17 protein-coding genes and 1 pseudogene are annotated in these 21,325 nt (G+C 34.3%); 3 read left to right on the top strand and 15 right to left on the bottom strand.

Annotated elements, in window-relative coordinates:
* On the top strand, positions 1 to 121 hold a 121-nt coding region (locus K8V80_RS03900), incomplete at its 5' end, for a ribosome-binding factor A (protein WP_338083534.1).
* On the top strand, positions 118 to 1,344 hold the full coding sequence (locus K8V80_RS03895) for an FtsX-like permease family protein (RefSeq protein ID WP_276775589.1): 1,227 nt from the start codon (positions 118 to 120) through the stop codon (positions 1,342 to 1,344). The genes K8V80_RS03900 and K8V80_RS03895, both read left to right, overlap by 4 nt.
* Here K8V80_RS03895 and K8V80_RS03890 read toward each other — a convergent pair.
* From K8V80_RS03890 to leuS, 10 genes are all read right to left on the bottom strand, one after another.
* Positions 1,336 to 2,934, bottom strand: a complete 1,599-nt coding sequence (locus tag K8V80_RS03890) for a S41 family peptidase (protein WP_423773057.1) — start codon at positions 2,932 to 2,934, stop codon at positions 1,336 to 1,338. The two genes, K8V80_RS03895 and K8V80_RS03890, sit on opposite strands and share 9 nt — an antisense overlap.
* Before the next feature lie 2 nt (positions 2,935 to 2,936).
* Entirely contained in the window at positions 2,937 to 3,389 is a 453-nt protein-coding gene (gene coaD, locus K8V80_RS03885; RefSeq protein WP_006743796.1) for a pantetheine-phosphate adenylyltransferase, read from the bottom strand.
* Between the two features lie 12 nt (positions 3,390 to 3,401).
* Positions 3,402 to 5,264, bottom strand: a complete 1,863-nt coding sequence (locus K8V80_RS03880; protein ID WP_276775584.1) for a DNA topoisomerase IV subunit B — start codon at positions 5,262 to 5,264, stop codon at positions 3,402 to 3,404.
* Between the two features lie 7 nt (positions 5,265 to 5,271).
* Positions 5,272 to 6,408 carry an N-acetyltransferase gene (locus K8V80_RS03875; protein WP_276775583.1) on the bottom strand — a complete coding sequence of 379 codons (1,137 nt, stop codon included), beginning with the start codon at positions 6,406 to 6,408 and terminating at the stop codon, positions 5,272 to 5,274.
* Positions 6,409 to 6,494: 86 nt separating this feature from the next.
* Positions 6,495 to 7,460, bottom strand: a complete 966-nt coding sequence (locus K8V80_RS03870) for a calcium/sodium antiporter (RefSeq protein WP_040310266.1) — start codon at positions 7,458 to 7,460, stop codon at positions 6,495 to 6,497.
* 16 nt (positions 7,461 to 7,476) lie between these two features.
* On the bottom strand, positions 7,477 to 8,670 hold the full coding sequence (locus tag K8V80_RS03865; protein ID WP_276775581.1) for a class I SAM-dependent methyltransferase: 1,194 nt from the start codon (positions 8,668 to 8,670) through the stop codon (positions 7,477 to 7,479).
* A gap of 1 nt (position 8,671) precedes the next feature.
* Complete coding sequence (locus K8V80_RS03860; RefSeq protein ID WP_276775579.1) at positions 8,672 to 9,343, bottom strand: M15 family metallopeptidase; 672 nt, start codon at positions 9,341 to 9,343, stop codon at positions 8,672 to 8,674.
* A 3-nt stretch (positions 9,344 to 9,346) separates the two neighbouring features.
* Positions 9,347 to 9,934 carry a non-canonical purine NTP diphosphatase gene (locus K8V80_RS03855; RefSeq protein WP_276775577.1) on the bottom strand — a complete coding sequence of 196 codons (588 nt, stop codon included), beginning with the start codon at positions 9,932 to 9,934 and terminating at the stop codon, positions 9,347 to 9,349.
* The gene (locus K8V80_RS03850; RefSeq protein WP_006743788.1) at positions 9,934 to 10,836 is read right to left on the bottom strand and encodes a YitT family protein; all 903 of its coding nucleotides are present in this window, start codon (positions 10,834 to 10,836) and stop codon (positions 9,934 to 9,936) included. The genes K8V80_RS03855 and K8V80_RS03850 overlap by 1 nt, the downstream gene beginning before the upstream one ends.
* A 72-nt stretch (positions 10,837 to 10,908) precedes the next feature.
* Positions 10,909 to 13,740 carry a leucine--tRNA ligase gene (leuS, locus tag K8V80_RS03845; RefSeq protein WP_276775575.1) on the bottom strand — a complete coding sequence of 944 codons (2,832 nt, stop codon included), beginning with the start codon at positions 13,738 to 13,740 and terminating at the stop codon, positions 10,909 to 10,911.
* A gap of 257 nt (positions 13,741 to 13,997) precedes the next feature.
* Between leuS and mutS the strand changes: the two genes are divergently transcribed.
* Positions 13,998 to 16,598: a DNA mismatch repair protein MutS gene (mutS, locus tag K8V80_RS03840; RefSeq protein ID WP_423773058.1), complete on the top strand. Its 2,601-nt coding sequence runs from the start codon at positions 13,998 to 14,000 to the stop codon at positions 16,596 to 16,598.
* 277 nt (positions 16,599 to 16,875) lie between these two features.
* On the opposite strand, the gene lgt is transcribed toward mutS, so the two are convergent.
* From lgt to K8V80_RS03815, 5 genes and pseudogenes are all read right to left on the bottom strand, one after another.
* Positions 16,876 to 17,721, bottom strand: coding sequence for a prolipoprotein diacylglyceryl transferase (gene lgt, locus K8V80_RS03835; RefSeq protein WP_040310265.1), 846 nt, complete (start codon positions 17,719 to 17,721; stop codon positions 16,876 to 16,878).
* Between the two features lie 146 nt (positions 17,722 to 17,867).
* The gene (ychF, locus tag K8V80_RS03830) at positions 17,868 to 18,968 is read right to left on the bottom strand and encodes a redox-regulated ATPase YchF (protein WP_006743784.1); all 1,101 of its coding nucleotides are present in this window, start codon (positions 18,966 to 18,968) and stop codon (positions 17,868 to 17,870) included.
* Positions 18,969 to 19,057: 89 nt separating this feature from the next.
* Positions 19,058 to 19,786, bottom strand: coding sequence for a TIGR02757 family protein (locus tag K8V80_RS03825; RefSeq protein ID WP_276775571.1), 729 nt, complete (start codon positions 19,784 to 19,786; stop codon positions 19,058 to 19,060).
* Positions 19,787 to 19,849: 63 nt separating this feature from the next.
* Complete coding sequence (locus K8V80_RS03820; protein WP_276775569.1) at positions 19,850 to 20,884, bottom strand: endonuclease/exonuclease/phosphatase family protein; 1,035 nt, start codon at positions 20,882 to 20,884, stop codon at positions 19,850 to 19,852.
* Positions 20,885 to 20,906: 22 nt separating this feature from the next.
* Positions 20,907 to 21,325 (bottom strand): annotated as a pseudogene (locus tag K8V80_RS03815) (hypothetical protein); the annotation flags it as partial.

The raw sequence follows: 21,325 nt of genomic DNA, 5'->3' as shown, positions 1-21,325 counted from the left end.
AGCAATAAGATATGATTTAGGAACTAGAGTTCGTCACCAACTTCGTATCATACCCGAATTAATTTTCCACATTGACGATTCATTAGATTACGCTGAAAGAATTGACGAATTATTAAAGTGAAACTGGCATTAAATATTGCTTGGCGTTATCTCTTTTCTAAAAAAAAGCATAATGCCATAAATATAATTTCCGCTATATCTGTTTGCGGAATTGCACTAGCTACTCTAACTCTTGTCTGTACACTCTCTGTGTTCAATGGATTTCAAGAATCAGTAGCTAGTTTTTTTACCTCGTTTGATCCACAACTCAAAATTGTAGCTTCTTCGGGAAAGCTATTTACGCCTCAAAACGACCTCATATCCTCTATACAATCTATCCCAGAGGTGGATATAATCACTTCTACTTTGGAAGAAAATGCAATGGTCAAATACAAAGAAAATCAGAGTATGATTACCTTAAAGGGAGTTGATGACCACTTTGAACAAGTTACTTCAATACATACTTTACTCTATGGAAAAGGAGAGTATAAACTTCACGACAATATAGCTCAATATGGTATTGTTGGTGGCGAACTAGCATCTCAATTAGGGACAGGTATTCATCCCGTTTACCCTCTTGAAGTATATGCTCCGAAGCAAGGAACAAAAGTTAATATGGCCAATCCTGCGACTTCTTTCAACAAGGACTATTTATATTCACCTGGTGTCTTATTTTCTGTTGGACAACAAAAATATGATGGAAGCTATATCATCTGTTCTTTACAGTTTGCACAACAAATTTTTAATTACGACAATCAGATTACTTCAATAGAAGTAAAATTAAAAGAAAATGTTAATCTAGAGAAAACGCAAGTAAAACTTCAAAACCTATTAGGTAAAGACTTCAAAGTTCTAGATAGATATCAACAACAAACTGATGTATTCAACATCATGAAAGTGGAGAAATTGATTTCATTCTTCTTTTTAATTTTTATACTTCTTATTGCTTGCTTCAATATTATTAGCTCATTATCGATGCTCATTTTAGAGAAAAAAGAAGATATGCAAATTCTTATGAATTTAGGAGCAGACAAAAACTTTGTTGCTAAAGTATTCTTATATGAGGGACGCTTGATAACTTTACTAGGTACAACTATAGGAATGATATTAGGTATTGGATTAACTTTATTACAAGAGTATTTTGGTATTATCTCACTAAGCGGAGGATATCAATTCATAACAACAGCTTACCCAGTCAGCTTACATCTATCTGATTTAATTGTGATACTAATAACTGTATTAGTAGTAGGATTTATATCTGTCTGGTATCCTATCCGCTATTTGAGTAAGAAAATACTAGTTTAAAGAACTTTTTAATATTTCATTATACTTATTACTCTCTAAAATTTCTAGAGCTTTTAGAAGAATAGGATCTGATTGATTAAATACTCGGAAAAAAACTTCGGTACTCCATATGTCTCTAGCTATTAAAGCCTTTAAATAAGTATTTAAAAAAGATTTACTTTGATCTACTTCAGATTGCTCAAAAGAAAACTTATTTTCTATAGCTAATTCCTGCACTCGTCTAAACAATGATTCAGGAGTCTTAAACTGTTGAATAAATTCATCCACTGAGTATTTATCTTTGATAAGGCTCCCTTCTTGTTCAACAAACTCTAAACTCACTTGTATTAAAAGGCCTTTAGACAAAGCGTATTTAAAGAAAGATGAGACATGAGTTGTATCTACAGGTACAAACACATCTGGCATTACACCTCCACCCCCATATACGGTTCTTGACAAGGTTAATGTTTTATATTTCAACGAATCTACGAGTTGAATACTATCCTTAGAAATATGTTCGCCACGTTCTAATCGATGTAATATATCTTCACCATAGTTTTTTCTGTTACTCTCACCTTTATCATAAGGTTTTTGAATAGATCTTCCACTAGGGGTATAATATCGAGCTATTGTTAGGCGAATCATAGATCCATCAAATAGATCAATAGGTCTCTGTACAAGCCCTTTCCCAAATGATCTTCTACCTACAATAATACCTCTATCCCAATCTTGAATGGCTCCAGCAAGTATTTCACTAGCTGATGCAGAAAACTCATCAACTAGAACGATCAATTTACCCTCTTGAAACAACCCATTTCCTTTGGCATAGAAGCTTCCAATATCGACTTTATTTCCTTTGGCATAAACAATTCGCTGCTTTCCTTGTAAAAAATGGTTTGCAATGTCTATTGCAGCATCTAAGAACCCACCACTATTCCCTCTTAAGTCTAAAACTAGATTTTCAATCTTTTGATTTTTTAGATGTCTTAGAGCAGTCTCAAATTCTTTAGCTGAATTTTTTCCAAATTGATTTAAACGAATGTAACCCGTTTGAGCAGTAAGAAGATAAGAGGCATCAATTGTTTCTACAGGAATTTTATCTCTCTCAACCGTAAAATACAAAGTATCTTCAACACCTCTGCGAACTATCTCCAAGAGAACTTTACTTTTTCGAGGGCCTCTCAATAATTTCATTATTCGGGAAGTATTCATACCTACCCCAGCTATAGATTCCTTATCAACAGAAATAATTTTATCTCCTGCTTGTATTCCTACTTTTTCAGATGGTCCCTTAACGACAGGCTGAATTACATATAAAGTATCTTGCATCATTTGAAATTGAATACCGATACCGAAAAACTCTCCTTGCATAGATTCATTAAAAAGCTTCACCTCTTCTGCATTGGAGTAAGTAGAATGAGGATCGAGTTCATTGAGCATTCCCTGTATAGCAGCCTCAACAATTTTACCTTCATCAACAGAGTCTACATAGAGTTTTGTTATCAAGAACTCAGCCATCTGCAATTTTCTTGAAATTGGAATCTCCTTTTTCTGTGAAAATACAGGATAAGAAATCAAAGCTATCACTAATAAGAGAGAGAACCTATGCATACCTACAGCTCCATTCCTTTTGGGATAAATTGACTAATATCTTTATTATAAGAAAGCAACTCACGTACTAATGTCGAACTCACGCAACTCAATTCTGGTTCAGTAAAGAGAAGTATTGTTTCTATTCCAGCTAATTTTCTATTGATATCAGCAATAGACTCTTCATACTCAAAGTCTTTGACAGTGCGAATTCCTCTTATCACAAATTTAGCTCCCACCTCTTGAGCAAAATCTACTGTTAGATTACTATAAGCCATGACCTTAATACGAGGCTCATCCTTATAAAAATCTTGTATCACCTGAACTCGTCTATCAATAGGGAAATGAGTGTTTTTAGATTCATTAATTCCAATCCCTATTATCACTTCATCCATAAATGTTAATGCTCTTTGAACAACAGAATAATGCCCCGTTGTGAAAGGATCGAAAGTACCAGGGAATATAGCTCTTTTCATAAATATTACTTTTTAGGCTAAATCTTCTTCTACAACTAAATTATCAATAATAAACTCTTGTCTCTCCATTGTGTTTTTACCCATGTAGAACTCAAGTAATTCATTAACAGTATCAGTCTTACGCCATTTCACTTGTTCTAATCTCATATCTTTCCCTATAAAATGCTTAAACTCACTAGGTGAAATTTCTCCTAATCCTTTAAATCGAGTAATTTCAGGATTTGGACCAAGTTCATTAATGGCAGAAACACGTTCTTCTTCAGTATAACAATATCTTGTTTCTTTCTTATTTCTAACTCTAAATAATGGGGTTTGAAGGATATACACATGACCTTTCTTAATCAAATCAGGGAAGAATTGAAGGAAAAACGTGATTAAAAGCAATCTAATATGCATACCATCCACATCGGCATCAGTCGCTACGATTACTTTATTATAACGCAATCCGTCAATACCATCTTCGATATTTAATGCTGCTTGTAATAAATTAAACTCTTCATTCTCGTATACCACTTTCTTAGTCAACCCAAAGGAGTTGAGCGGTTTTCCTCGTAAACTAAATACCGCTTGGGTATTCACATCTCTACTTTTGGTTATTGAACCACTTGCAGAATCCCCCTCTGTTATAAAGATACATGAATCTTCTTTATATTCTCCCTTTACATCATTTAAGTGAATGCGACAATCTCTCAGTTTTTTATTATGTAAGCTTACTTTTTTAGCTCTTTCACGAGCTATTTTAGTAACTCCTGCAATAGCTTTTCTCTCTTTTTCAGATTCTTGAATCTTCTTTAATAGGACTTCTGCTACCTTAGCGTTTCTATGTAAATAATTATCTACTTCTGTTTTAATAAAGTCACCCACAAATTTATTAACTGTAGGACCTTTAGGCCCCATATGAGTTGAGCCCAGTTTTATTTTTGTTTGGCTTTCAAATAAAGGTTCTTCCACATTAATCGCGACAGCTGCTACTAATCCATTTCGAATATCTGAAAAATCATGGTTTTTGTTGTAAAAATCACGAATAGCACGAGCTATATGCTCTTTAAAAGCACTTTGATGCGTACCACCTTGAGTTGTATGCTGACCATTAACAAAAGAATAATATTCTTCTCCATATTGACTAGCATGAGTGAATGCTACCTCTATATCATCTCCTTTCAGATGAATAATTGGGTATAACCCTTCAGAAGTCATATTATCAGACAGTAAGTCTTCAAGACCATTTTTAGACTCTATACGAGTTTTATTATAGCTTATAACCAGACCTGTATTTAGGTAGGTATAATTACGAAGCATAGTTTCAATATATTCGCTTCTAAAACTATAACCCTTGAAGAGAGATTCATCTGGTTCAAAGGCAATGTAAGTACCAGTCTTTTCATCAGAAGACAATGTTTCATCTAATTCAAGATTACCTTGAGAGAATACAGCACGACGCATTTTCCCCTCTCTGTAACTTCTCACTTCAAATCTCTTACTTAAAGCATTAACAGCTTTAATACCTACTCCATTTAAACCAACACTCTTTTTAAAGGCTTTACTATCATATTTACCTCCTGTATTTAATACGCTTACAGCTTCAATCAGTTTACCCTGAGGAATACCACGACCAAAGTCACGCACTGAAGCAGTCAAATTATCTTCAACAACAACATCAATACGTTTCCCTGCATTCATCTTAAACTCATCAATACTGTTGTCTAGAACCTCTTTCAATAAAACATATATACCATCCTCAGCAAAAGATCCATCACCAAGCTTACCAATGTACATTCCTGGACGCACGCGTATATGCTCCATATCACTTAAGTGACGGATATGATCATCTGTATAAGCTACACTAGTAGTTTTATTTTCTAAGTTCTCACTCATAATAGGTTTAGTCTAATTTTTTAGTAAAAGCACGTCTGCGCTTATGTTGTTCTGTATTAAAATAGGTCCACTGAGCTTGGACTTTATCATTTAATTCTAGTTCAGGGTTTGACTCAGCATACTGAAAGCCTAGTTTTTTGTAAATTGGGATTAAGTCAGCAAAAAGCAATGCATTTACTCCTTTATTTTGATATTCAGGCTTTACAGCAACTAAAAGCAAATCTAACATTTTTGCTCTTTTCTTAAAAAATAATGCTTTTAATAAATAAAACCAGCCAAAAGGGAATAATTTACCTTTAGCTTTTTGGAGAGCTTCTGATAAAGAGGGCATAGACAACCCAACTGCAACTAATCGATCTGAACTATCGGTAATCAGTGTTACCATACGTAAGTCAACAATTGGAAGATACATTTTTACATATTGATCAATTTGTTGTTGACTTAAAGGAGCAAAGCCATAAAGAGGTTGATAAGCTTCATTCATTAATTCAAAAATCGCTTGTCCATAGTCCTCTGCTATTTTTTTACCTGATGTGTATTTCTTTATTTTAAGATCATACTTTTTCTGAATGATTTCAGATATTCGTTTATGCTTTTCAGGTATAGCATCAGGAATATAAATTTTAAATTCTACCCAATCTACATCTTTCTCAAAACCTAACTCTTTCAGATGTACTGGATAGTAAGGATAATTGTATATAGTTGCCATAGTACTAAGTTGGTCAAATCCATCAACCAACATTCCTTCTGCATCAAAATCAGTAAAGCCTAGAGGACCTTGAATTTTTTTCATCCCTCTTTCTTTCCCCCACTTCTCTACTGTTTCTAATAAAGCTTTAGATATTTCAATATCATCATAAAAATCAATCCACCCAAAGCGAACAGTCTTTTCATTCCATATTTTATTTGCTTTTTTATTTATAAGTGCTGCCACTCTTCCTACTAACTTACCCTCTTTGTAAGCTAGAAAGAAATCGGCATCACAATAAGCAAAAGCTGCATTTTTATTTTTATCAAATGTACCCAGCATATCATCGTATAAATCGGGCACAGAGTATGGATTATCTTTATATAATTCGTAATTAAAACGGATAAACTTCTTAAGTTCCTTTTTAGAAGATACTTTTTTTATTTCTATCGACATATTTCCTTAAAATATTGGGGCAAAGATACTCGAATTTCTAGATAATTCACATATAGCCATTTAAAAAGGCTTAAAACAGTAGGCCTTTACGCATTATAAATTAAGAACCCTAAATACCCTAAATACAGAAGAATAAAGACAGCTCCTTCTGCTCTCTTGATGATTCTATTACCAAAGAATAATGCTACTATAAATAGAAGAATAGAGGCTCCTGTCATTGTCCAAAGATCTATAGCGGTTATTCCTTTTATATGTAAAGGTGTGATAGTAGAACTACAACCTAAAACAAAAAAGATATTAAAGATATTACTACCTACTACATTCCCTATTGCTATTTCTGGGTTCTTTTTAAGTGAAGCTACTACAGAGGTCGCTAATTCGGGTAATGATGTTCCTCCTGCTACTAATGTAAGACCAATAACAGACTCTGATACTCCTAAGGAGCGAGCAATATCACTAGCTCCCTCTACAAATATTTTACCTCCAAAGATCAAAGCAGCAAAACCCAACACAATAAACAAAGTCGATTTCAGACCACTCATAGTATGAATTTCTTCTGCCTGAGACTCCATAGCTATACTACCTGACTTCTTCGCTACATAAAAAGTATAACTCAAGAATATAACAAAAAAAGCAAGTAATATCAAGCCATCTGAACGAGATAATATATTCTGAGCACTACCATCTAAGAAAACATCACTAGCCAATATGACTAACACTATTGAGGCTAATATAGTAAGGGGTATTTCTACTTTAAGAGTTCCCTCAGTAATCCCAATGGGTGTAACCAAGGCTGTACAACCTACAATCAATAATACATTAAAAATATTACTACCTACTACGTTCCCTACCGCCATATCAGCACTTCCTTGGATAGCTGAAGACACACTTACAGCCAACTCAGGGGCAGATGTACCAAAGGCAACAATAGTTAATCCTATTACAATAGGTGGTATAGCAAATTTTTTAGCAATTGAAGATGCACCATCTGTTAACCAATTTGCACCAAAAAGAACGAGTAATAAACCTCCTATTAAAAAAACAATATCCAACATACTTTTCTGTATTCTAGTTTGTTAATTTTGAACAGACCAATAAGACTTTTTCTTCATTCATTAAAGTAGTTGCAAAGATATACTTCTCACCACCTTCGGCTATTTTAAGTTTTTTTCTCAAACTATCTACTGAAGAGGGGAAATTACGAATGGTTAAGTTTGCTTTCTTTGTAATGGCCTTCAGTTTCTTCAACGAAGTTTTATTAAAATTCAAGACTTCATTTATTTCAAACTTACGCCCAGGAAAATCACTTGAATAACTATCCGAGGTATAAAGATGGCTATTAGGGTGAAGTTTGTCAACATTAAATCTTTTAGCTATTGACTTGTATGCACCCCCTTTTAATACAGCTGCATTAGGTTCAAAAAGATATTTTTTTACTTCAGTTGCATATCCAACATCTATTCTTTCCTCATCATTCAATGAAAAAGAGAACTCTTCTAACTGATCATTTTTCCCTAAATTAACACAACAAATTTGAGGATTTTTAGTTCCTTCTTTCGTATAATCTACTAAAACCAGTAATTCTTTACATTCATTACTTAATGCTACAATATAAACATGAGATACATAATCCAGTTCACGTAATGCTTGAGTTAAATCAAGCATAGGTGAAAGTTTTATTAGTACTTGTTTTGCTTTAGCCTGAAAAATACTTTGTAGTTCTATCACATTAGGAACACAATCGCCGATTGATACCAGTTTCCCTCCTGTATTATCTCTTCTTGCTGGATCTATAAATACTGTATCTACTAGTTCTAAATCCTTTAAAACAGACTCAGCCTCTGAGTTTATTGTTTGTATATGATTGAGACCCATTTGCTTAAAATTATGAGATACTATTAGATATAAATCAGGGTTCCTCTCGACATACACGACTGAATCAAATTTTTGTGCTAAATAAGATGTATCTACTCCAAATCCACCTGTTAAATCAATTAACGAATCTCCTTGGACTAGTGAAGCCTTATACTTTGCTGTTTCAGCCGAAGAGCATTGCTCTAAAGATAGATGTACTGGATATAAAATAAGAGGAGTATTGTACCATTCAGGCAATTTGTTTTTCACTCGTTGTCTACCCTCAATTTGCTGGACAGCAAACTTTAACTCCTCCCCAGACAATTCTTGCTTGGATAACAAAAGTTTATGGATATCATCATCCTTATGTTTTTGTACAAAGTTGAATATTTCTTCTTTCAAAAACATTTTACAGAATCGGTTTATAATTTTTGCGAGCTTCTGCTCTACTAATTTTATTAAAATGCCACCACTCGGATGGTAAAGCTCTAAAACCAGCTCTACGCATAACTGATCTCAATAATTCTCTATTTCTTTTCTCTTGCAAAGAGATGATACCCTTCTTCACTAATTCTTCCTCATTATCTATATGTGCCTGATAGCCTAAATGATCCACAGGTGTACCCATTGATAAAGGTTTTCCTTTTTCGTCGAGTATGGATATGTCTACTGCCATCCCATAATTGTGAAGACCTCCTCCATTAGCTGGATTAGATACATATTTAGCTTTCGTCGTATTCTTTACCTTATTCCACATCTTTTGCTGAACAGACATAGGTCTACAAGCATCATAAACAATAAAACTATATTGAGGGTGAAGTTCTTTTAAATACTGATGAGCCTTAATTAGAGCTTTTGCCGCTAATGGATGTAAGTATGCTTCTTTTAAATCATCATAGAGTATCTCCCCAACAAAGTTGTCGGCATAAGCATACATCAGGTGGACGTGAATAGAGGGATCTTCCTCCTTTAGGTTTATCATCCCTCGTTTTTCTAGGGATAAAGCAGATTTACTTTTCCCTTGTACAATGGGGAAGCATATAGTTGCTAAAAAAAAGAATAAAACAAGTCTAAATTTCATGGCTTAGGCTTTATGATCGTGAAGAAATCTAATTAATTTTTTTACAGCAATCGCTCTATGACTAATTTCGTTTTTTACATCACTGCCCAATTCAGCAAAGGTTTCAGCATACCCTATCGGTTGAAATATAGGGTCGTAACCAAAACCTGCTGTACCTCGTTTTTCTTCAATAATATTTCCTCTAACAATCCCATCAAAATGATGTTCCTCTCCTTTTAGGATTAAGGATATAACAGTTCTAAATTGAGCACTTCTATCGGTTTTATCATGAAGCTCTCGAAGTAACTTTGCCATATTATCATCTGAATTTCTTCCCTCTCCTGCATATCTTGCAGAGAATACTCCAGGCTCACCATGAAGAGCTGTTACTTCTAAACCAGTATCATCAGAAAAACAATCCAAACCGTAATGATCATAGACGTACTTTGACTTTAAGTATGCATTTCCTTCTAATGTATTTTCGGTTTCGGGAATATCTTCATGACAACCTATATCATTTAGCCCTACTACATGATAAAGAGGAGATAGCAATGCTGCTACCTCCTTTAATTTATTTTCGTTATGTGTTGCAAATACTATTTTATGCTCCATTATTTTACTTTAATTTTATCGAAGCCTTGCCCATAAACTCCTATTACAGAACTTTGTGAAACAAAAGCTTCAGGATCTATATCTTTTACGAGCCTAAAGATAATAATCGACTGAGATTTTTTAGCCAAAACCATTAATACTTTTACTTCATTTTGACTATACCAACCTTGACCTTTAATCACTGTTACACCTCGACCTGTTTCTTTCATGATTCGATCGGCTATAGCATCATAATGTTTTGAAAAGATAAAGAACTGGACTGACTGTCGGGCACTATTCACTACCCAATCAAGTACATTGGTTACTATAAATAAGGTAACAAAACCCATCAAAACCATTTTCCAATCATTATCAATAAAATAACTAGACGAAACTATTGTGAAGTCACATAGAAGTATCACTCTACCTAAAGATATATCTCGGTACTTATTAACAACAGCAGCAACAACATCAGTACCCCCTGTACTACCATTATTAATAAAAACTAAACCCAGCCCCAAGCCACACATGGACGCTCCTATTACACAAGCCATAAAAGCTTCATCTGGACCTAATAATTGTAATATAGATCCGTCAGGACCTTTAAATACCGCTTGAGTCATCCAGGTACAAAATGTCATGACTAAAACACCAAAAATGGTACGTACAGTAAAGCTTTTCCCTAAAATTTTAAACGTAGCCGTTAGGAGTACAGCATTAATCATAAAATAGGTGTACTGTATAGGAAATCCTGTTGAATAAAAAACAAGAGTCGCTACCCCTGCAGTTCCTCCTAAGGGTAGTTTGTAAGGAAGTAGGAACAAAGCCCAACCCACAGAGTAGCATACTATACCTAATGCTATTAGTAGATAATCGCGCATTACACGAGTCCAAGCTTGTTTAGAAAGTGCATGTGTTGCCATATAAAAAAGATTTTTTAAGTATCCGAATAGGTAAAAAATAAGGTAAGCCATATGGCTTACCTTAAAGATAGTTTAAAATACCAAGTTTACAATCTTACCTGGTACAACAATTATTTTTTTAGGCTCTTTACCTTCCAGCCAACGGCTTGTTCGCTCATCTTCAAGAACCATTTTTTGAATCTCTTCTCTGCTTGCATCTGCTGCAAAGTCCATATTAAATCTAGATTTCCCATTAAAAGAAATGTTGTAATTTTTTACAGCTTCCTTCATGAATTCTTCATTGTATTTAGGCCAACCAGCTATACAAATAGAATTTTCATGACCTAGAACATCCCACAATTCTTCACAAACATGAGGGATAAATGGAGAAAGGACAATAGTTAGCTGTTCCAAAATTTCCTTTTTATGGCACTTCAAGCTATTGAGTTCATTTACACAAATCATAGAAGCACTAACCGTAGTATTGAATGAAAAATTTTCAATATCTTCAGTAGATTTCTTAATTAATTTATGCAAAGCTTTTAATTCTTCTTTAGTAGCTGGCTTGTCTTCAATTATAGAATTACCTTGACGATCAAAGAATAATCCCCAGAATCTATGAATAAATCGGTATACTCCATCAATGCCATTGGTATCCCATGGTTTTGATTGTTCTAGAGGACCTAAGAACATCTCGTACATTCTAAGAGTATCTGCTCCATAACGATCAACAATCATATCTGGATTTACCACATTAAACATAGACTTGCTCATTTTCTCAACAGCCCATCCACAAAGATATTGTCCATCCTCATTTAAGATAAATTCCGCTGATGAAAACTCAGGACGCCATGCTTTGAATGCTTCTAAATCTAAAAAGTCGTTTTCTACTATATTTACATCTACGTGAATAGCAGTTGTTTCATATTCGTCTTTTTTATCTAAAGAAACAAACTTATTTGTGCCATTAATACGATAAACAAAATTACTACGACCTTGAATCATACCCTGATTAACTAGCTTTTGAAAAGGTTCTTGACGAACAGCTACATCTACATCATATAAAAACATATTCCAAAAACGAGAATAGATCAAGTGACCAGTAGCATGTTCAGTACCACCCACATAAAGATCGACATTTTGCCAGTATTCACACACTCCCTTAGATACAAGAGCTTCTGAATTTTGAGGATCCATATATCTCAAGAAGTAAGCAGATGAACCAGCAAAACCAGGCATCGTATTTAGTTCAAGATGGAAAACTGTCTTATTATCAATCAGGTCGTTTGAAACAACCTTCTTATTTACTGTATCCCAAGCCCACACTTTTGCTCTACCTAATGGTGGCTCTCCCGTTTCTGTAGGAAGGAATTTTTCCACATCGGGTAACTCTATAGGTAAGTATTCTTCCTCTATCATATAAGGATGACCATTCTTATAATAAACAGGGAATGGCTCTCCCCAATAACGCTGACGTGAGAATGTAGCATCTCTTAAACGATAATTCGTTTTTATATGGCCTAGTTTTGTTTCTTCTATAAACTGTTTTGTTTTAGCTATTGCTTCAGTTACAGTCAATCCATTTAACACCAAGTCAGTATTCATTCCTTCAATAGGAGAATTTGTCATAATACCTTCTTTGGCATCAAAACTTTCTTCTGAGATATCACAACCCTCAATTAAAGGGCGTATTTCAAGACCAAAATGTTTAGCAAAGGCATAATCTCTACTATCATGAGCTGGAACAGCCATAATGGCACCTGTTCCATAACCCGCCAAAACATAATCACTCACCCAAACAGGAATAGCCTCTTTTGTCAAAGGATTAATGGCATAGCTTCCAGTAAAAACACCTGTTACTTTTCGATCTGCAATACGTTCACGTTCAGTACGCTTCTTACTGCGTTCCAAGTAAGCATCCACTTCTGCCTTTTGCTCAAGAGTTGTTAATGTATCAACCAATTCACTTTCTGGTGCTAAAACCATAAAAGTTACACCAAATACTGTATCAGCACGAGTAGTAAAGATAGTCATCTCCACATCACTGTCTTTTACTTTAAACTGCATCTCAGCTCCATCAGAACGTCCTATCCAGTTTCTTTGAGTTTCTTTTAATGAATCGGTCCATTCAATCGTATTTAATCCGTCTAATAAACGTTGCGAGTATGCAGATACACGTAAACACCATTGACGCATTACTTTTTGAATAACAGGATAGCCTCCTCTTTCTGATAAACCATCAATTACTTCATCGTTTGCCAAAACTGTACCTAATTCAGAACACCAGTTGACCATCATATCACCTAGATAAGCAATGCGGTAATTCATAAGCACATCCTGTTGCTTAGACTCGTCCATTGCTTTCCACTCTTCTGCTGTAAAATCTAATTCTTCAGAACCCGAAGCAGGAATATCTTTTGAACCATTTTTCTCGAAATAACTTACTAAATTTTCAATAGGCATTGCCTTATTTACTTTAGTATCAAAATAGCTCTTAAACATTTGAATAAAGGCCCATTGTGTCCAATGATAATAGTTCGGATCACAAGTGCGTACTTCTCTACTCCAATCAAAAGAGAAACCAATCTTATCTAACTGTTCACGATATCTTTTTATATTTTGTTCTGTAGTTACAGCTGGATGTTGACCTGTTTGAATTGCATATTGCTCGGCTGGCAAACCATATGCATCATAACCCATAGGATTCAAGACATTGTATCCACAGAGTCTTTTGTAACGAGCATAAATATCAGATGCAATATATCCTAATGGGTGACCTACGTGTAGACCAGCACCTGATGGATAAGGGAACATATTTAGAATGTAGAGTTTTTCTTTAGACTTATCTTCTACTACCTTGTAGGTATTGTTCTCAACCCACATTTTTTGCCATTTCTTTTCTATATCCCTAAAGTTATACTCCATAATTAATGATAATTTTATAGTGATTCTACGTAAAATTCTATAATTAGTTGTTATAATTTAGGCAAAGATAATCAAACTATAAGTAACCATCACTTTTTGCAACCTATAAAATGAGTGTTCAAAAGAAACGTTTAATCATTATTAGAAATTGCTTATTATCAGTTCTTCAAGAGTTTATTATCTTTGTATTATATTGATATTGGCAATTTTCAAAATACAAAATCACATTGAATACAAAAAAAATAGCTCAAACTCCCATGATGAAACAGTTCTTCGATTTGAAGAAAAAGCACCCTAATGCTGTTATGTTGTTTCGATGTGGGGACTTTTACGAAACATTTTCAAGCGACGCTGTTCTTGCAGCAGACATTCTAGGAATCACACTTACCAGAAGAGCAAATGGTAAAAACACCTATGTTGAAATGGCAGGGTTTCCACACCATGCACTAGACACTTATCTACCCAAACTTGTTCGTGCGGGCAAACGTGTTGCTATTTGTGATCAATTGGAAGACCCTAAAACAACTAAGACACTAGTCAAAAGAGGAGTTACTGAATTGGTTACTCCTGGAGTATCTATCAATGACAATATACTTAACAATAAAGAAAATAACTTTTTAGCTGCAATCTATTTTAATCGTTCCATTTATGGTATATCCTTCTTAGATATCTCTACAGGTGAGTTTTTAACAGCTGAAGGTAACTCCGATTATATAGATAAGCTACTTACTAATTTTGCTCCCAAAGAGGTCCTCTTTGAAAGAGGAAAGAAAACTCAATTTGAAGAGCTATTTGGTAATAAGTTTTTTACTTATGAGCTTGATGACTGGGTTTTTACAGAACAGACAGCACACGAAAAGCTATTAAGCCATTTTCAAGTAGCCAATTTCAAAGGTTTTGGTGTTGATCACCTCCCCAATGGCTTAATTGCTGCTGGAAGTATTCTTCAATATTTAGACATAACACAACATCATAACATCAGTCATATTACTACTTTATCCCGTATTGAGGAAGATAAATTTGTTCGATTAGACAAGTTTACCATTCGCAGTTTGGAGTTGCTTAATAGCATGAATGATGGAGGTAGTAGTTTGCTGCAAGTTATTGATAAGACAATTACTCCGATGGGAGGAAGACTTCTTAAACGTTGGGTCGTATTCCCTCTCAAAGAAGTTAATGCTATCAATAATCGGCTAGATGTAGTAGATTATTTCTTCAAGCAACCCAGTTTTAAAGAGATTATAACAGATCAACTCCATCTCATTGGAGATTTAGAACGTATTATATCAAAGGTTGCAGTTGGAAGAGTTAGCCCTAGAGAAGTAGTACAACTAAAAGTAGCACTACAAGCTATTGAGCCTATAAAAAAAGCGTGTTTAAATGCCAATGACGCCAGTCTAAATAGAATTGGAGATCAATTGAATCTCTGTGAAAAGATAAGAGATAGAATAGACAAAGAGATTGAAAATGACCCTCCTATGCTGGTCAATAAAGGGCATGTAATCTGTTCGGGCGTAAATGAAGAGTTGGATGATCTTCGGAAAATAGCTTATTCAGGTAAAGACTATCTACTTCAAATTCAACAAAGAGAAATAGAAGAAACAGGTATTCCTAGTCTAAAGATAGCATACAATAATGTTTTTGGATATTATATCGAAGTTCGAAATACACACAAAGATAAAGTTCCTAAAGAATGGATTAGAAAACAAACTCTTGTAAGTGCTGAACGCTATATAACACAAGAACTAAAAGTATATGAAGAAAAGATTTTGGGTGCAGAAGAAAAAATCTTAATACTCGAAGCTAAGCTTTTTGAAGAGTTGGTTACTGATTTAGCAGAATACATATCGGCTATTCAACTAAATGCCAACCAAATAGCAGCTTTAGACTGTTTATTGTCTTTCTCAAGTATAGCTCAATTAAATAAATACATCCGACCTGTCATACAAGATGATGATGTCCTTTCTATCCAACAAGGTCGTCACCCTGTAATTGAAAAGGAACTACCACTAGGCGAGCAATATATCGCCAATGATGTCTATCTGGACAATACAACTCAGCAAATTATAATGATTACAGGTCCGAATATGTCGGGTAAATCTGCTCTTTTAAGGCAAACTGCTCTTATCACCTTAATGGCACAAATTGGCTGTTTTGTTCCTGCAGAAAGCGCTCAGATAGGGCTTGTTGATAAGATATTTACACGTGTTGGAGCAAGTGATAACATCTCTATGGGTGAATCAACCTTTATGGTTGAAATGAATGAAGCTGCTAATATTTTAAATAATCTTTCTTCTCGTAGCTTAGTTCTTTTCGATGAGCTAGGTAGAGGAACTTCTACCTACGATGGTATTTCCATTGCTTGGGCTATAGTAGAATACATTCATAACAACCCAAATAACAGAGCAAAAACATTATTTGCTACTCACTACCACGAATTAAATGAAATGGAAAAATCATTTAATCGCATCAAAAACTACAATGTTTCCGTAAAAGAAATTGACAATAAAGTTATCTTCTTACGCAAATTAAAAAGAGGAGGTAGTGAACACTCGTTCGGTATTCATGTAGCAAAAATGGCGGGTATGCCTCCAAGCATTGTCAAACGGTCGAATGAAATATTGGCACAATTGGAAGCTGTAAATAGAAGTGGCGAAGAAAGTAGTAATAAAAAATCCAAAACTCCTTTAATATCACAAAAGCAAGAAGATGGAGTACAACTTAGCTTTTTCCAATTAGACGACCCTATTCTTTCTCAGATTAGAGATGAAATCATTAATCTAGATGTAAATAACCTTACTCCTCTGGAAGCACTTAATAAACTAAATGATATTAAGAAAATCATAAAAGGAAGGTAAGCATTTGGTTTTAACTTAATTAACACCAAAACCCTTTTAATTATTTAAAGTTTTTCCGCCTTCTTATACAAGAGATAAAAAATATTGTAACCGAGTTATAGTATCAACATAACACCGACATGAGAATGACATGTCGGTGTCAAAGCATTCTCATGTCGGTGTTAAAATAATACTATACTCTATTGAGGTGTCTTATATAAACACTTTTAAAAGTGTTCTCTTTTTTGGGTATCCATAAAAAAAGCCTATCTAAATAGGCTTTCCTTGTATAATATATTTATTTCTTTTTAGATCCCCAGTTATCAAGCTTCTTACCCATAAAAATAGAAGCTATACCTAGTATTATAAAGGGTATACTTAGCCATTGGCCCATATTCAAAAGCATTCCTGCTTCAAAATCTACTTGATCTTCTTTAATAAACTCAACAAAGAATCTAAAAACAAAGATAAATGTTAGACATAATCCAAAATAGAAACCTCTATGAAATTTTTTATCGTATTTCTTATACAAATAAATCATAATAAAAAATAGAGCTAAATAAGCCAAAGCCTCATACAGCTGAGCAGGGTGACGTGGTAACATATCTACTCTAGTAAAAATAAAAGCCCATGGCTTATCGGTAGGCATACCTATAATTTCAGAGTTCATCAAGTTTGCTAAACGTATCCAGCATGCTGTGATAGGAGTTGCTACAGCTATCATATCCAAAACATCAATGTAATTCATTTTTGTCTTTCTGCAATACATCCATAATGCTATGATTAATCCGATTGTACCTCCGTGACTGGCTAACCCTGCATAACCAGTAAACTTCCAACCTCCTCCATCTAGAAACTTCACAGGTAAAAATATTTCAAGAGGATTGGCTAGATAATACTCAGGATCATAGAAAAGACAATGTCCTAGGCGAGCACCTAGTAGAATCCCTACAAAGCAGTAAAAGAATAGGGGTTCAAATATCTTCTCATCAATGCCTTTATCTCTGTATTGATAACGCACAACATAATAACCTAACGCAATTCCTATAGCCCAAAAAAGACCATAATATTTGATAGGTAAACTTCCTAGACTAAAGAGAACAGGACTCGGATCCCATTCAATAAAAAGAGATATGGTATTTATCATATATTTGTATTTTGAATATGTTTCAATTTTGTTTACTCGATGTTGACTCCAAAGTAAAGTAATATATACAAGACTACATAAAAAAATAGAGGATTAGTAAAACTACTATCCTCTATTCTTCAAATATCTTATACTTACATCTTTTACACATTGAAGCGGAAGTGCATGATATCACCATCCTGAACTAAGTATTCTTTTCCTTCTACACCCATTTTTCCAGCTTCACGAACAGCTGTTTCAGAGCCATATTTAATAAAATCTTCGTACTTGATAACTTCTGCACGAATAAACCCTTTTTCAAAGTCGGTATGAATAACTCCAGCACATTGAGGAGCCTTCCAACCTTTATGAAACGTCCAAGCTCTAACTTCAACTTCTCCAGCGGTGAAGTAAGTTTGCAAGTCTAATAAAGAATAGGCAGATTTAATCAAACGACTTACTCCAGATTCCTCCAAACCTACATCAGCTAAAAACATTTGACGTTCTTCATAAGTTTCAAGTTCAGCTATCTCAGACTCTGTTTTAGCAGCAACAATCAAGATTTCTGCATGTTCATCTTTTACTGCTTCCCGAACAGCCTCAACGTGCTTATTCCCCTTTGATGCACTATCTTCATCAACGTTACACACATACATAACAGGCTTATTTGTTAACAAGAATAAGTCTTTCGCAGCATCAATTTCATCTAAAGATTCAAATTCTACTGAACGAGCAGATTTACCTTCTTCTAGCGCAGCCTTATATTGAATTAATACATTATGAAGCGTTTTAGCATGTGCATCCCCAGTTTGAGCTTGTTTGTACACCTTTTGGATTCTCTGTTCTACTGTTTCAAGATCTTTCAACTGTAATTCTGAATCAATAATTTCTTTGTCACGTACAGGATTGATTGAACCATCAACATGAGTCACATTATCATCATCAAAGCAACGTAAAACATGGATAATCGCATCTGTCTCACGTATATTTGCCAAAAACTTATTTCCTAAACCTTCACCTTTACTCGCTCCTTTTACTAACCCTGCAATATCCACAATCTCCACAGTAGTTGGGAGAATTCTTTGAGGATGTACAAGTTCAGCTAGCTTATTCAAGCGCTCATCAGGTACAGTTATTACTCCCACATTTGGTTCTATAGTACAGAAAGGGAAGTTTGCTGCCTGAGCTTTAGCGTTAGATAAGCAATTAAAAAGAGTGGACTTACCCACATTTGGTAGTCCAACAATACCACATTGTAATGCCATTATTGATTGTTATTTTATACTGATTATATTTTTCTTCGATTTAACACCTTAATATTTAAAGTTGTGCAAAGATAGCTATCTTTTAGAAACTAACGATCTTCACCCCAGCCAAATAATGCAAAATCATAACTTATCGGATCTACTGGATCTAATTTTCGGAGATTATTTGTTAACTCTTCCACGGCTTTACGATCATTGCTTTTACGAGTTAAAAGTCCCATTTCACGAGAAACTCGTGCAACATGAGTATCTAAAGGGATATATAGCTGAGAAGGATTTAAATTTTTCCAAACACCTAAATCTACAATACCGTCCTTTCTTATCAGCCAACGAAGCCCCATAAACAAACGCTTACAAGCAGAATTTTTTAACGGATTAGAGATATGCTTAGTTTCTACTCCTAGGTTTGCATTTATCATTAAATCTCTATAAAGATGTATGCCCTCCCAGAGAGATTCTTTCTGAATAAACACTTGCTCTAGATCTGGATATTGAGAATAAATAGAGTGTAATCCCTTACAATAGTATTGTAAATCATTTTCAAAAAAAGTGCGATGAATATTCTTATTCTCTAAAGAAAGATACCCTTCATCCATAATATAACTATATGGAGTATTTCCCATAAGATTCAACATCTTTTCTGCAGACTTAAGTATCATAGGGCGTTTGCCCCATGAAATAGTAGCGATAAGAAAACTAACAATTTCTATATCTTTCTTGTCTTTAAAACGATGAGGAAACTGAACTGGATCACTTTCTATAAAAGCTTTTGTATTGTATTTCTCTCGAAGGAGATCTAATTGTTCTTTTAATTTCATATAAAAAAATGAGGCACTTTCTAAAGATATAGAAAGTGCCTCACACTCATTTATTATTTAAGACTATTTAATTTCTTTAATCAAATAGATTAGAGTTGGGAAGTGGTCACTATAACCATCAATAAATGTATTTCCGTCAAATGTTCTCCAAGGATAACCTTTACGTTTTCCTTCTTTACGAATCAAGAAATCTTTATTAAACACTTCCGACCTCCAAAACTTAAGAGATGATGTTTCAGAACCTAATAAGCTGTGAGTAATAATGATTTGGTCAAATAAGTTCCATTTACCTTGGTAACCTAGTGAACCTACGCCTAAATCATATAATCTCCACATGGTATTGTAATAACCACCTGGCTTCACATCCTTTTGATATTTCTTCGCGTTTAAAACTACACGAGTACTTCTATCATCTGGATCATCATTTAAGTCCCCCATGATAATCACCTTTGCTTCTGGATCAATCTGTTGTAAAGAATCTACTAAAGATTTAGTGATTGAAGCCGCATACTCACGAAGTTCAGTTGATTTACTACCATAACGCGATGGCCAGTGGTTAACAATAACATGCACGGGTTCTCCAGCAAGAACTCCACTTACTAACAACTGATCACGAGTCTTGAAGTTAGGGTTATCAGGTAATATATAAGGCTGAGCAACTGTATTTGTTACTCTAAATAGCTTTGGATTATATAGTAAAGCCACATCAATACCACGCCAGTCTGGAGATTCGTAATGAACGATTTCATAACCCACATCAGAGATACGTTCGTTCTTTACAAGATCTTCCAATACTCTACGGTTTTCAACCTCAGAAACTCCAAGGATTGCAGGACCAGCAGGACAGTAATCTTTACCAATACGACTAATAACCTTAGCTATATTATCCAACTTCTTTTGATACTTACCAGGAGTCCAAGCATTGGTCCCATTTGGTAGGTACTCATCATCCCCAGGATTATCTACATCATCTTCTGTATCAAAAAGGTTTTCCACATTGTAGAAGGCTACACAGTAAGTAGCATAAGACTTTTGAGCCTTCATCTGCGTAAAACCAAATGATAAACAGAGAGTCAGTAATAGATATTTAAATTTCATAGCTATTTTCTTTAGTCAATTATTATTTTACGCTAAGATTTATATTGCCTAAGCGTAAGCCATATTTATTAGCAGCACCTTTTACAACAAATTTCAAGGTAGCACCATCTACACCTTTAATATCAGAAATTTTAAGAGTATAAAATTTATTTAAATCATCTTTACCCTTAACATCCTTAGATTCTGTAGGTAGTTGCTTTCCATTATACCAAACTTCAATTGTGTTTAAGTTGGTTTCATCTGTTGGATTATAAACATTTGCTGCTGCATCGTAAGCCAAAACTAACGTTTTACCATTTACATTAGGTAGATTAGATATTTCGAATTCACAATCATTATTAGCTTTTAACCATACATGATTTGGTGAACCTTTAATGTTTCTAATGTCAGCATTAGTAGTTGAATCAGCGTATTTTACAGTTTTGTTATCATATCCTGTAT

This window comes from Bacteroides coprosuis (assembly GCF_020741705.1).
Lineage (GTDB): Bacteria > Bacteroidota > Bacteroidia > Bacteroidales > Bacteroidaceae > Bacteroides_E > Bacteroides_E coprosuis.
Note: the sequence above shows the minus strand (reverse complement) of the source record. Positions and strands in the feature narration are given on the sequence as shown.

Coding starts and splice junctions, on each gene's coding strand:
- K8V80_RS03890 (WP_423773057.1), bottom strand. CDS start 2,934: ATGCATAGGTTCTCTCTCTTATTAGTGATAGCTTTGATTTCTTATCCT.
- coaD (WP_006743796.1), bottom strand. CDS start 3,389: ATGAAAAGAGCTATATTCCCTGGTACTTTCGATCCTTTCACAACGGGG.
- K8V80_RS03880 (WP_276775584.1), bottom strand. CDS start 5,264: ATGAGTGAGAACTTAGAAAATAAAACTACTAGTGTAGCTTATACAGAT.
- K8V80_RS03875 (WP_276775583.1), bottom strand. CDS start 6,408: ATGTCGATAGAAATAAAAAAAGTATCTTCTAAAAAGGAACTTAAGAAG.
- K8V80_RS03865 (WP_276775581.1), bottom strand. CDS start 8,670: ATGTTTTTGAAAGAAGAAATATTCAACTTTGTACAAAAACATAAGGAT.
- K8V80_RS03860 (WP_276775579.1), bottom strand. CDS start 9,343: ATGAAATTTAGACTTGTTTTATTCTTTTTTTTAGCAACTATATGCTTC.
- K8V80_RS03855 (WP_276775577.1), bottom strand. CDS start 9,934: ATGGAGCATAAAATAGTATTTGCAACACATAACGAAAATAAATTAAAG.
- K8V80_RS03850 (WP_006743788.1), bottom strand. CDS start 10,836: ATGGCAACACATGCACTTTCTAAACAAGCTTGGACTCGTGTAATGCGC.
- leuS (WP_276775575.1), bottom strand. CDS start 13,740: ATGGAGTATAACTTTAGGGATATAGAAAAGAAATGGCAAAAAATGTGG.
- mutS (WP_423773058.1), top strand. CDS start 13,998: ATGATGAAACAGTTCTTCGATTTGAAGAAAAAGCACCCTAATGCTGTT.
- ychF (WP_006743784.1), bottom strand. CDS start 18,968: ATGGCATTACAATGTGGTATTGTTGGACTACCAAATGTGGGTAAGTCC.
- K8V80_RS03825 (WP_276775571.1), bottom strand. CDS start 19,786: ATGAAATTAAAAGAACAATTAGATCTCCTTCGAGAGAAATACAATACA.
- K8V80_RS03820 (WP_276775569.1), bottom strand. CDS start 20,884: ATGAAATTTAAATATCTATTACTGACTCTCTGTTTATCATTTGGTTTT.